Below are 12,872 nucleotides of genomic sequence, written 5' to 3'. Positions count from 1 at the left end.
CGGACATTTCTTCTACGGGCCCGCTGTGCGAGTCCGGACCCTGGCGGGCGGTCGCCGACCGCCCACCAGGCCCCTTGGGACGGCCTAGTACTGGCCCTCGCAGGAGAAGGAGTTGGAGTAGAGGAAGTCACCCACGCACGCGCGGACGTTGGCCGACTGCGGGTCGTCGAAACTGCCGGCGTAGTACCAGGCCGTCGTGGTGTCGGGCCACCTGTGTTTGTCGCCGACCTGTCCCCAGTCTTGGCCGCGGTAGCGGCGCTCCAGCCAGCCCAGGCAGGGCTTGCCGCGAGAGCTCGTACCGAGTTGGAAGGAGGCTCGGCCGAAGTGTTCCCGGGCTTCCCGGTCCGTTCCGGCGATCACTTGCGCGGTGCAGCCCGCGAAGGCGGTGTAGGTCGACGCGACGGGACCGATCTCCACGATGACTCCGGAGGCGGCGGCCGGAGAGGCGGCGAGCGCGAAGGAGGCGAGCGCGGCAGCAGCCACGGATCCGGCGCGCACCGCCGTGGTGAACCTCCGTAAGGGATGCACCTGATCTGAATGGGCCAGGTGACGCAGGGGTTTCATGCTGATCTCCTCTGGGATGTGGAGTGCGGTCTGGTTGCCGATCGCGTTCACGACGTCGTCGCGGAAGGCTCGGATCGAGGTGTTCTGCGGCTGGGCCTTGTAGGGCGCCCCGTACAAGGACGGTGGGCGCGCAGCCGTGCGGCTAGCGCCCACCGTCCGTCGTCTTCGCGCGGGCCCCGGCCGGCTGTTCCCCCCGTGCCTGAACAGCCGGCCCGTCTCCCCGTCGGGTGTCCACGCCTTGCGACACCAACGACTCTGCGGGCCCTGCGAGTTGTCCGAAAGGGCTGCCTGGTCAGGACATTCAACTCGGACAAAGATGCAAGGCGACGGGATGCGCGTGACAGGGGGGTAGGCGTGGGTGAGGGAAACGCGGCGGAGCGCAGGGCGCGGCGGGGGCGCCCGCAGAGTGCCGTGGATCCGGAGACGGGGCCCGTGCAGAAGCTGGCCTGGGAGCTGCGCCGGCTGCGGGAGGACTGCGGGTCACCGAGCTTCCGCGCCCTGGCGGGCAGGGCCCACTACTCGGCCAGCACGCTCGCCGAGGCCGCCAAGGGCGAGCGGCTGCCGTCCTTACCCGTGGTGCTGGCTTACGCGCAAGCCTGCGGGGGCGACCGGGCGGACTGGGAGGCGCGCTGGCGCTCTACGGCTCGCGCGCTGGCGGGTGACGACACCAGGGAAAGCGGGCCGCGGTGTCCCTATCCGGGCCTCACCGCGTTCGGGCCCGCCGACGCGCCCGTGTTCTTCGGGCGTTCGGAGCAGGTGAAGGATGTGCTCGGTGCCGTCGAACGGCACGGCCTGGTGCTCGTGTGCGGGGCTTCGGGCAGCGGGAAGTCCTCCCTGGTGCGCGCGGGCCTGCTGCCCGCGCTCGACCAGCGATGGCGGGCGGCGGTACTGACCCCGGGCGCCCGGCCCCTGCGGGCGCTCTCCCTGGTGGTACGGCAGCTGACGGGCGACGCCTCGACCTCGCGCGCGGAGTCCGGGCCGACCCCTGGTGAGGAACCCGGTTCGGTGCCCACCCTTGAGCCCGCTCTAGAGCCGTACGACGAGTGGGCCCCGCCCCCGCGCCGCGAGTCCGCCGGGCCGCTCGAAGAGCCCGCCCTGGCACCCGAAGCACCCGCCTTGGCGCTGCGTACTTGGCTGGCTGGGCAGCCCGACGAGCATCGGGCGCTGCTCGTGGTCGACCAGTTCGAAGAGGTTTTCACCGTCTGCACGGACGGCTCGGAGCGCGCCGCGTTCCTGGACGCACTGGTTCATGCCTCCCAGAACGCGGAGCAGGGCGCGCTGGGGCCCCGGACCGGCATCGTCCTGGTGGTGCGGGCCGACTTCTACGCCCACTGCTTGTCCCACCACGCATTGGTCGATGCCCTGCGTGGCGGTGCCCAGGTGCCGGTCGGCCAGCCTTCCCGGGCAGAACTGCGCGACATCATCGTGGAACCGGCCGCCTGGTCCGGTATCCGGGTGGAGCCCGATCTGCTGGAAGCGGTGCTGGCCGAGGCCGCCGGGCAGCCAGGGGCGCTCCCCCTCGTCGCGCACGCCATGCGCGAGGCCTGGCACCGCCGCGACGCGCCCGACCAGCCGCTGCGGCTGGCCGACTACCGTGCCACCGGCGGCATGCGGGGCGCCATCACGCAGACCGCCGAACGGATGTACACGACGGTGGATCCGGCGCAACGCGGCGTCATGCGCAAGATGTTCCTGCGCCTGACCGTGCCCGGCGACGGTGCCGAGGACGTCCGGCGCCGGCTGAGGCGGGCCGAACTCGATGGCCTGGCCGCACCGGAGGTCATCGATGGACTGCTGCGCCTGCTGGCCGATGCGCGGCTTCTGGTCCTGGCCGACGGCACCGTCGAAGTTGCCCACGAGGCGCTGATCCGGGCCTGGCCACGGCTACGGCACTGGATCGAACAAGACCGGGCGGCGCTGTGCACCCACCGCCAGATCGGGGCTGCCGCCCACATCTGGCAGGCCCTGGGGCGAGACCCCGGAGCGCTGCTGCGCGGAGCCCAACTCGCGGGCGCACGCGAGTGGTTGAGCGACCACCCCGATACGCTCAACCGGCTCGAGGCCGACTTCCTGGCCGCCGCCGTCGTGGCGGACCGGCGGCGCGGTCGCCAACTGCGCGGCGCGCTCGCCGTCCTTTCCGTCGTCACCGCCCTCGCGCTCCTCGCCACCGCCGTCGCGCTCCACCAGAGCAGCCGCTCCGAGCAGCAGCGCCGCGTCGCGGTCTCCCGCGAACTGGCCTCCCGGGCACGGGAGCTGCTGGGTGTTCAGCCCGAGGCCGCTGCGCTGGCAGCCCTGGACGGCTACCGCAGTGCCCCGACAGTAGAGGCCCGGGGCAGCCTGCTCAGCGCCTATGCCGCCTACTACGCCAGCCAATTCGGCGGCCACACCGCCCCCGTGACGGCCGTGGCATACGCTCCGGACGGCCGGACGCTCGCGACCGGAGGAGCCGACCGTACGGTCAAACTGTGGGACGCCGCGACCCGACGCCCGCTGGCCACCCTGACCGGACACGCCGGAGCAGTCGAGGCGCTGGCCTTCAGCCCCGACGGCCGCACCCTGGCCAGTACCGGCGCCGACCACACCGTACGGCTGTGGGAGACGGCCTCCGGCCACCCTCTCGCCCTGCTCACCGGGCACAGCGACACGGTGTGGGCGGCGGCCTTCTCGCCCGACGGACGCACCCTGGCCACCGGGAGTGCCGACCGCAGCATCCGGCTGTGGGACGTCAAGGCCCGGGCGGCCACCGCGACCTTCACCAGTCGCGACGCAGTACGCGCCGTGGCCTACACCCCGGACGGTCAGACCCTCGTCGCCGGTGGCGCGGAAGGCTCCCTCACTCTGTGGGACACCACGACCGGAAACCCGTCCCCGGCCACCACCGAAGCCGCCGGCGCCGTCAACGCGCTCACCGTCAGCCCCGACGGGCACACCCTGGCGGCCGCCCTGTCCGACCGGACCGTACGCCTGTGGATCTTCACGGGCGCCGGCGGTGCCCCTGCTTCCGCACTCGCGACCCAGCCGGCGCTCCCGGCGCTCACCGGGCACACCGACGCGGTCACCGCGGTGGCTTTCAGCCGCGACGGGCACACCCTGTGGAGCACGTCCGAGGATCACACCCTGCGCTCCTGGGACCTGTCGCTCTCCACTCCCGGACCGGCCGGCACCGGCGGTGGGCTGGTGGAGGCGGTGCGCACCGACACGGTGCTTCCCTCCGACAGCGACGCGCCTCCCGCCCTCGCGCTTTCGCCCGACGGAAACACCCTGCTCGTGAGCGGCACCGACCGCACCGCCCGGCTGTGGGACACTCGGGCCCGGCGCGCGACGGCCGCCCTCGACAGCGCGTCGGGCGCCGTCGAGGCGCTGGCGCTCGCCCCTGACGGCCGGACCCTGGCGGTGTCCCGGGGCGACCGCGGCGTCACCACCTGGAATACCGCTCCGGCCAGGCCCGGGGTCGCCCTGGTGGACTCAACGGCCGCCGGTATCAAGGCACTTGGCTACTCGCCGGACGGCCGGACGCTCGCGGGCGGCGGGACTGACGGCAAGGTGCGGATCTGGGACACGGACACCGGCCGCGCCCGGACTGTGCTCGACGGGCACTTCGGCGCTGTGTCCGCCGTCGCTTTCAGCCCGGATGGACGGACCCTGGCCACGGCGGGCCAGGACCGTACCGTGTGCCTGTGGGACCTCGCAGCGCCCGCCTCCCGACCCGTGGTCCTTCGGGCCCACACCGGGGCCGTGACCGGCCTGGCCTTCGCCCCCGACGGCCGGACCCTGGCCTCCATCGGGGCCGATCGCTCCCTGCGCCTGTGGAATTCGCCCGCCCCCGGCACCAGCGCCCCAGCGCCCGGCGTGACCGTCATACTGCCGCACACACCCACGTCCGTGGTCTTCTCGCCGGACGGACGGACCCTGGCCACCGGCGACGCACAGCCGGCGGTGCGACTCTGGGACGCGGCGGACGGCCAATCGCGAGCGGTACTGAACGGCCACACCACCACGGTGACGGCAGTGGCGTTCGGGGTGCACGGGGACTCCCTGGCGAGCGCCGACGCCGACGGGGGCATCCGGATCTGGGACACCGCGACCCGGCGTACGACAGCCGTACTCATCGGCCACGGCAAGGGCCGGACATTCGCTTCTGGGTACGCGCCCGACAGCGGCACACTCGTCACGGGAGGCGCCGACGGCACGGTACGGCTGTGGCCCACCGACAGCGCGCGGACCGCAACCTTGATCTGCGACCTCAGCCGCACACAACGCTGGCCGGAACTCGTCCCCAACCCGCCTGTGGGACACCCCTGCCGGTGAGCTCGTCCTACCTTCGAAGCGTGGGGCTGGGACGGTCGGCGGGACCGGAGAGTGGTTGCTGGACGTGGTGGCCCGCGTCGCAGTCACCGCCAACCTCCGGTGGTGTTGCCCGGCACCGGGTCCAGGAGACCGCGGTGCACACCTACGACGCTCAGCTCGCCGGGGGCGCCCCGCAGCCGCTGCCGGTCGAGGTGACACTCGATGGTGTGGAGGAGTTCCTGTTCACCGTCTGCGCAACGCCGAGTGCCTGGCCGCACAAGCCCACGGCCTTCGACTTCCACGCTGCCGAGGGCCGCTCCTGGCGCCTCGCCGTCGATGGCGATGGCGCACGCACCACCCGTATCCCCGCGCCCACCACGGCGACAGGTGAGGACTCGGACGCAGTCGGCGCCTCCGTCCACGGCACGGCCAGTGAACTGGTCCTCTACCTGTACGACCGGATCAAGGCCGACTCCTTGCACGTTGACGGAGACGCAGGGCTGCTCGACCTGCTCCGCGCCTGGGAGCCGGAGGAGAAGTAGAACGTAACGGGGGCGGCCGGCCGCGCCTCCAGGCGCCAACGTCGCCGAGAACACGAGTCAGGGAGAGATCTCGACCGGGGTCCGCTACAGCCTCGCCGAGGAGTCCGGACGGCAGGTTCTCCTCGTCTCGCTGGATCAGAAGTGTCTCGCGGATCCGGTCCGTGTCTTTCCTGCCAAGGCGGACCCCTCCGTTACCGGGTTCGACGCAATGATGGTCACGTATGTGCGGGCCCCCTACAACCAGAGCTTCACCAGTGACATGGTGATGAAGGTGGGGACGCTCATCGGCGGAGCCGGCGAGTTCGCATGTGGCCAGCAGGACTGCGAGGAGCAGCGGGTGTCCGTCCTTTGGGGCCGTCCGGTCTCGCTGCTGGCTCCGACGGGGGGAGAGGGACGACGACGCGCCACATTCTGAAACGACCAGGCGATCGGTCTGGCTCTGGCTGTCTGCTCGGGCAAGCCTTTTTGCCCGCGACGGCGCCCGTGCAGCTCTGACTGTGGGGGCGGGGAGAGGTAAGGGTGGGCGGAGTTCGCGGTTGGAGGGAACGCGGGACACGCTCCGCTACCTGGGAAGATGGGAATCACGAGATGCGGGCACACGACAGACCGTCCGGGCCCGGCGCGGAGCATCCACGGCCGCTCCACGGCACGGCACCCGCCCACCCACTCCAGCACCGTGCCGCGCTGCGCCCCGCCGAGGCCGCAGTCCTGCAGCGGGTGGCGGGCAACGCAGCGGTGGTGCGCGCGATCCAGCGGACCGCGACCGTACAGCGGACGGAGACAGTGGCGCCCGGCGATCCCGGCTACCCGCAGAAGCGGAAGCGGACGATCCTGGGCAAGGACCAGGATCTGAGCGCCGACGACGAGTTCTTCGTGAGCCAGGGCGAGCGCGACGGAAGCTACTTCGAGAACCCGGCAGAGCTCACGCCGAACCTGGTACGGGCGGGCAGCGTGCCGCTGCGCATCTCCAGCGCGCGCGATCTGGCGATCGAGGACGGCGTTAACGAGCCCAAGGTGTTCTTCGCGACGAGTACGCGCATCGCGGAGGCCAATGCGAAGCTGAAGGGGGCGATCAGGCTGGTCAGGACCTCCAAGTACCTTCACCTGACCGGCGAGCAGGGCGAGCGCAAGCTGTACCTGGTGGAGCCGAAGGTCCAGAAGAAGGGCCAGGAGAGCCGGCAGGGTCTCGCTGTCCGGACGCCGCAACGGTGCAACGAGATGGCGGCGTTCGTGAGCGGCGCCTTCAACCCGGCCACGCCCGGCATCGAGAAATGGCACGAGGGGCTCGCCCGGCTCATTGACAGCATCGACGGCAGCTCCCTGGCGGCCGGCTATGCGGCGGCCGCGGCTGCGGGCCGAGATGCGTATCTCGCGTACGGATCCAACCTCAGCGCCCGCTTCCAGGCCCTGGTGCAGGAGAACCCGGCAGCGGTGGACCGGGCCCTGGGCGCCCTGGGCATGAGCGAATTCATGCCCACGCCGAACCCGGGGGACATCCTGGTCACGGTCGGCTACGGGGATGCGGCCCAGGAGGAGCAGCGCAAGCAGAACCGGGCGGCCGGCACCGACAACACCTTCGAGTACCACTTCGGGACGGCGATCGCATCGAGCGGCAGGGACTACATCACCATGGAGAACTACGCCCGTCGAGACCCTGACGTGGGTCTGCGCACCGGTTCCAGCGGTGATCCGCTCTTCTTCTTCCGGATGTACATCGCCGCGCCGGGCACCGACTCCTGGCACTCGCGCCAGGTCGCGACGGACGGCTTCATCGGCGCGATCATCTCGGCGAACCTCTCGGGGTGAGGGGGCCGGCCGCCGCGCAGCGCCCAGCTCGCACCGGACGCGCTTGCCGGTGGGGTTGAGACGGGCATGTCCCGAGGGGTTGGGGGAGACGCCGGCCTTGCGTCGGGGAGTCGGGTCGGCATGGCATCCATGTGTCACAGCCTTTCCACCGCGGCGGCCGAACTGCCAGGCCGCGTCGGCAGCGGCGCGGCCGTACGGCGGTGAGGCGGCTCAGGGTTAGCCCCGATGTGCGTGCTGGGTGCGGTCCCTAGGTTGGGGTCACCGGCAGCCGAGAACGGGGCGGCGGTCGGGCACCGAGTTGGAGCGGCCGCGCTTTCAAGGCGGTCACGAGCCGGTGAGCTGGGCTGTTCCCCCGCACCGCGAGAACGGGAGAGAACTATGCGCAAGATCAAGGGCTTCCGGTACGCCGTCACCCTGGGCGCGGCCGCACTGGCCCTGTCGGGCACGGCTGTGAGCGCCATGGCGGCCTCGTCCCCGGCAGTCCCCGCCGCGAAGACTGCAACCGCCGATACCTCGGCCGCCGCCAGGAGTTACACATATCTGACGTTCAAGAAGAACGCCGGAAACCCGTCGAATTCCCGGCTGAGCCTGGTCTACGTGAACATGGTCAACCCCGACCACCCGCACAGCTCCACGGTCGACAGCTGGCGCGCCGGTTCGGGCAGTGGGAGCACCAACACCTGTGCGCGGAACCAGGGTTGGCTGCCCAACGGCGAGTACGGCATCAGGGCCTTCTACAGCAACCACAACGGCGGTGCGCACGGTGTGAACGGCGTCTCCTGGTTGCTGAGTGACCACAAGTGTCACAACGGCACCTGGCGCACGGACCTCTTCATCCACAGCGAGATGCGGCCCAATGGTACGCAGGGCCCGAGCACCGGCGGCGACAGCCCGTACCGCTGGGACGGCAACGGCGACTACAAGTCCAACGGCTGCATCAAGCTCAAGCCGGCCGACATCCGTCAGCTCATGGGCTACCGGGCCAACCTCCCCAAGCCGATCAAACTGTTCGTCTCCTGACCGAGGGGGAACCCATGCCAATCCGTCTCCGCCACAGGGCGGCACTGGCCTGCGTGGCCGTCGCCGCGACCCTGACGACGGGCGTCGCGGCCGGCGGCGCCCACGCCGTGGCGCCGCCCGACCGGTACACGATGGATGTGACCAGCAACCTCCACTCGGCCCCGAACCTGGCGAGCCACGTCCCTTCAGGCACAAGGTCTTCCCGTCACCTACAAATCGCCCGATGATGACTTCGCCTACAAGCGCGCCTGCAACGACCCGGAAGGGGTCAACAAGGTCGTCACAGCACCCCACGGTGACGGAGACTTCCGTTGCACGATCGGAGGAACGTGGTGTGTCAGCCGTGAGAGCTACCACCCCAACGGCGTCGGCACTACCGCCTACGCTCAAGCATTCACCCGCGCCATAACGAAACTGTGATGCAGAGTGCCACCAGAACCAAGAGGTCAGACCGCAACCTGGGCTAAGGCGCTGGGCTGCTTCGTACTCGTGATCCTCATCCCCTTGATCATCTGGATCATGATCTCCTTCCAGCACTCGGGCGCAATCCCCTGGTGAGGCCGCCGATCAGCGCGTACACGCCGGTGCGGCACACTCGTCGCACCGGCGTCGGCTGAATGTCGGGCCTCATTACCGGCTCTCGCCGCGACCCTCACCCCAAGCAAGGACGGCGGATGTCTCAATTTAATGCCTGATCTTGGTTGTTGAGGTTCAGTTCTTGGCTGTGGCGAGCCGACCCTCAAAGGCGATGAAGAGCTTAGTAGGACTCCGTTAGGTCTTCCGGTAGAGCCTGTTCCGGAGCATGTTGGGTATGTGGACGCACATGAAGTGATGCGTGTTCGGGCGAAGTTGGCGTTGTTCGTGGCGGATGTGTTTGCCTCGGTGCCGCGCAAGGACCAGCGGGCCAAGGGTGACTGCTATCTGCGGGGCCTGATGCTGGACGGGCGCCGCAAGTCCATCCAGGCGATGGCCGCGCGGCTTCCGGACGGCAACGAGCAGAACCTGCAGCAGTTCGTGAACCAGTCCACCTGGGACCCGATGCCGGTGCGGCGGCGGATCGCCGAGCGGATGGCCGCGGTAATCAGTCCCGAGGCGTGGGTGGTTGACGATGTGTCGTTTCCCAAGGACGGCCGAAGGTCGGTCGGCGTCGCACCGCAGTACTGCGGTGCATTGGGGAAGCGAGCCAACTCCAGGTCGCCGTGAGCGTGCACGCTGTCACCGCCTCGGCCTCGTCCCCGTTGCAGTGGAGGCTGTTCATTCCCAAGGAATGGGCCGACGACGCCGAGCGCCGCACGGCGTGCAGAGTGCCGTGCGGCGTCGGGCACCGCGAGAAGTGGCGGCTCGCCCTGGACATCCTCGACGAACTCGCCGGCTGGGGTCTGTCACCGCGTGTCGTGCTCGCTGATGCGGCCTACGGAACCAACGCGGCCTTCCGCGCCGCGCTCACCGAGCGCGGCCTGGGCTACGTGCTGTCCGTCCGCAGCGACGTCACCGCCCACCTCTTCGAAGCGGTGCCCGAGGCACCCGCCCGCAAAGGGACCAACGGGTGCTGGCCCCAGCCACGCTACCGACAGGCACCCCTGGCCGTGTCCGCGCACGCCGCCGGTCTGGGATACCACGGCTTCACCGACATCACCTGGCGCGAGGGCACCCAAGGGACAGATGCGCTCGCGTTTCGCGGCCCTGCGCGTTCGCCCGGCGGGCAATGCCATCGTCCGCCCGCTGCGGGCCCTCGCCTCGGCAGAGCGGGGCTGGTGGGACGGCGTCCTGCCCGACCTGTGGCTGCTGGCCGAATGGCCGCCCGATGCCGAAGAGCCCACCGAGTACTGGTTCTCCAACCTGCCCGCCGACACCCGACTGAAAGACCTGGTCGGCCGGGCGAAGCTGCGCTGGCGCGTCGAGCACGACTACCGGGAACTCAAACACGGCCTGGGACTGGACCACTTCGAGGGACGCTCCTGGCCCGGCTGGCACCACCACGTCACCCTCGTGACCGCTGCCCAGGCCTTCCTCACCGAACAGCGGCTCTCCTCAAAAGCCCCACGCCGGCCTCACCCTCTACCACCTCCTCGACCTCCTCCAGGACGTGCTGAGGTGCTGGACCGGCATCTGCACCACCTGCCACCGCCCACTACCCCGCCCACGGAAAACAAGATCACCTGAGACCTAACGGAGTCCTACTAAGACCTTGCCAGGCCTGGTCGAAGGGAGGAATGGGGTCCTCCTCGGGCGTCAATTGCGGGGCCACCTGTAAGGCCCCGTACTGCTCGATGATCAGGCCAGCACCCTCCGCGACAGCAGGAATGGGCAGCTCTAACGGCACAGGTCCCGGTCGGGTCGGCTCCGAGGAGTTCGCCCGGTGCACACGTCGTCCTGACGCCGACGGATGCTAGCCCGGGCGCGAGGTGACGGAGAAGTTGCTGTAGCCGCCGCTGTCGGTCGTGGCCGACGTAGGACCGTACACCGTGCCCGAGTCGGCCTGGCGGGCCTGGGCCGGGAGCACGTCGTACGACGACAGGGGCGCACCGTCGACGGTGACGTAGGAGAAGGCGACGTTGACGGTCGCGGGCCACGTCACGTCGAAGGGCGAACTGTAGCCCCGCTCGACGATGACCTCGGCGCTCTCGGACCGCGCCGCGGGAACCCTCTTGGACAGGCTCTGGTGCTGTCCGGACCGGGAGAGGTTGTCGAGGGTCAGGGTGAAGTTGGCGGGGTCGGCTGCGCTGCGGACCACCGACGCCGACATACGGTCGCCCGGCTGCGCCTCGATGGGCACGGGTTGCGCGTTGGTGTCGACACCCGCGTTGATCACCTCCCAGAAGGCCTGGTACTGCGGGTACAGGTCGCCCACCTGGCCTCGGCAGTTGGCCACGACACCGATCTGTACGAGGCTTTCCGTGGCACTGTTGGCCACCCCGTCGAGACCTACCCAGATGCCGAGTTGGTTGTCGGGATGCTGCTCGCGGCAGCCGAAGAGCGGTTCGCTCCAAACGGCGGTCACCGCGTGCGGCGCGGCGTTGACCGGGCTGCTGACTACCTCGTACCCCGCCCAATTCGCATACGGCGTGTCGGACAGGGTGATGTCGTCGATCTGGACCCAGGAGTCGGTGCCGGGCGCGGTGTAGCCCGCATAGAGCGTGACGAAGGTGTTGGTGCCGGAGTTGAAGGCCATGTGCAGGAGCTGGTAGGCCCCGTTGCTGATGACCTTTCCGTAGTTCTTCTGCACCATCGTGGCGCCGTTGGTCCCGCGCGCTCCGAGGTATCCGGTGGTGAAGTTGCCGGAGGTCCGCACCCAGCCGTCGAGGTAGTACACGGTCTGGGACTTGACCGGCACCTTCTGGGTGACGGCATTCCAGTTACGGCTGGAGGTGCGGATGAACGCGTTGTTCCGCCCGGTCTTCTGATAGCCGAGACCGATATCGATGCCCTTGAAGTCCGGCCCCTCGCCGGACCATGGAGCGGAGATGGTGCGGCTGGTCTGTCCTTCGAAATCCGAATCGCCCACCGTACCGATCGGAGCTGCCGACGCGCTGCCCGCCAACCCGGTGAGCAACGCGGCGACAAGCCCCATGACCACGGTCAGCGCACACATGTACCGTCTAGTGATCGTTCCGCTTCGCCGCGTCCTTGAATACACGAGCCCCCCTCGTGAAGTGTGTGGCCCGGGCACACTGCGCCCCGGTCGTCGGGACCATAGCGGTGTCGATACCCGGCGACTATGGTCCGAGCGCGGCGCACCGGGGTGTTCGGGGGGCGTACTCGTCCTTACGCGTATGCATCCTTACGCGTACGCAGTCGACGCCCTCCCACGCTCAGCGTCCCGTCGCCGCGAAGCCCAGCAGCAACTCGCCCGTGGTCTCCGGCGCTTCGAGCATGGGGAAGTGTCCGACCCCGGGGAGCTGGGCGATTCGTGCGTTCGGCGCAGCGTCGTAATCGTGAGCCGAAGAGGGATCCCAACGGGGGTCGGCAGAGCCGAAGATGACCAGAACCGGGACGTCGAGTGCGGACAGGCGGTCGGGGACGCTCCTCTCAGCGATGTAGGCGCCGTTCTGCCGTAGCACCGTCCTGAACGTGTGGTAGCCGATGCCCCGCATCTCGGCAATCAGGTCTTCCGGGACTTCCGCCGGGCCGCTGCACAACGCGGTCACCCTCCGGCGGAGCATCGCGTCGGAACGGATCCTCCAGAGAAGCGGGCCGAGCGCTGGGCCCATGAGAACCCGAAGGAAGACGGGCTGCGCAAGGAGCGCGTGGGGACTCGGGCCACTGCTGATCAATACGAGCGAACTCACCAGGCCCGGGCGCTGTTCGGCGAGGGCGGTCGCGATGTATCCGCCACTGGAATGCCCGGCTACGACGACCGGCCCAAGGGCGAACTCATCGAGCGCCGCAGCCACACGAGCTGCTTGCTCACGCACGTCGTACGACGGCGCGGGCGGGGGCTGACCGTGGCCTGGGAGGTCGAGCCGGATGACATGGTTCCGACTGGCCAATGCCGGCACCACCGGGCCCCACGAGCTGCCCGAGACCCCGGATCCGTGTATGAGCACGAGCGGCGGTGCCTCCTGGGGGCCGTCGTGGACCACGTGCATCCCGTGCACATGCTGAACGTCATGGATACCCATAGGAGGGAGGATGCCGGGGCTGTCGACCCTA

General features: G+C 69.7%; 7 protein-coding genes and 2 pseudogenes. 6 read left to right on the top strand and 3 right to left on the bottom strand.

The window, feature by feature from the left end:
• Nucleotides 1–84: 84 nt before the first annotated feature.
• Nucleotides 85–564: a hypothetical protein gene (locus N4G70_RS12315; protein WP_261712939.1), complete on the bottom strand. Its 480-nt coding sequence runs from the start codon at nucleotides 562–564 to the stop codon at nucleotides 85–87.
• Nucleotides 565–918: 354 nt separating this feature from the next.
• On the opposite strand from N4G70_RS12315, the gene N4G70_RS12305 reads away from it, so the two are divergent.
• The 6 genes and pseudogenes from N4G70_RS12305 (at nucleotide 919) to N4G70_RS12280 (ending at nucleotide 10,312) form a co-directional block, all read left to right on the top strand.
• Nucleotides 919–4,872 carry an AAA family ATPase gene (locus N4G70_RS12305; RefSeq protein ID WP_261712625.1) on the top strand — a complete coding sequence of 1,318 codons (3,954 nt, stop codon included), beginning with the start codon at nucleotides 919–921 and terminating at the stop codon, nucleotides 4,870–4,872.
• 32 nt (nucleotides 4,873–4,904) lie between these two features.
• Nucleotides 4,905–5,393: pseudogene (locus tag N4G70_RS12300) on the top strand (maleylpyruvate isomerase N-terminal domain-containing protein); the annotation flags it as partial.
• A 208-nt stretch (nucleotides 5,394–5,601) separates the two neighbouring features.
• Complete coding sequence (locus N4G70_RS12295) at nucleotides 5,602–5,808, top strand: hypothetical protein (RefSeq protein ID WP_261712624.1); 207 nt, start codon at nucleotides 5,602–5,604, stop codon at nucleotides 5,806–5,808.
• Between the two features lie 173 nt (nucleotides 5,809–5,981).
• Nucleotides 5,982–7,199 carry a hypothetical protein gene (locus tag N4G70_RS12290; RefSeq protein WP_261712623.1) on the top strand — a complete coding sequence of 406 codons (1,218 nt, stop codon included), beginning with the start codon at nucleotides 5,982–5,984 and terminating at the stop codon, nucleotides 7,197–7,199.
• A 378-nt stretch (nucleotides 7,200–7,577) separates the two neighbouring features.
• Complete coding sequence (locus N4G70_RS12285; protein WP_261712622.1) at nucleotides 7,578–8,219, top strand: hypothetical protein; 642 nt, start codon at nucleotides 7,578–7,580, stop codon at nucleotides 8,217–8,219.
• Nucleotides 8,220–9,032: 813 nt separating this feature from the next.
• Nucleotides 9,033–10,312, top strand: a pseudogene (locus N4G70_RS12280) (IS701 family transposase).
• Nucleotides 10,313–10,608: 296 nt separating this feature from the next.
• Here the strand turns inward: N4G70_RS12280 and N4G70_RS12275 are convergent.
• Nucleotides 10,609–11,811: a G1 family glutamic endopeptidase gene (locus N4G70_RS12275; protein ID WP_261712621.1), complete on the bottom strand. Its 1,203-nt coding sequence runs from the start codon at nucleotides 11,809–11,811 to the stop codon at nucleotides 10,609–10,611.
• A gap of 220 nt (nucleotides 11,812–12,031) precedes the next feature.
• Entirely contained in the window at nucleotides 12,032–12,841 is an 810-nt protein-coding gene (locus tag N4G70_RS12270; RefSeq protein WP_261712620.1) for an alpha/beta fold hydrolase, read from the bottom strand.
• Nucleotides 12,842–12,872 lie beyond the last annotated feature (31 nt).

Source organism: Streptomyces sp. ASQP_92 (genome assembly GCF_025399895.1).
Taxonomy (GTDB): domain Bacteria; phylum Actinomycetota; class Actinomycetes; order Streptomycetales; family Streptomycetaceae; genus Streptomyces.
This window is presented reverse-complemented; position numbering and strand designations above follow the sequence as displayed.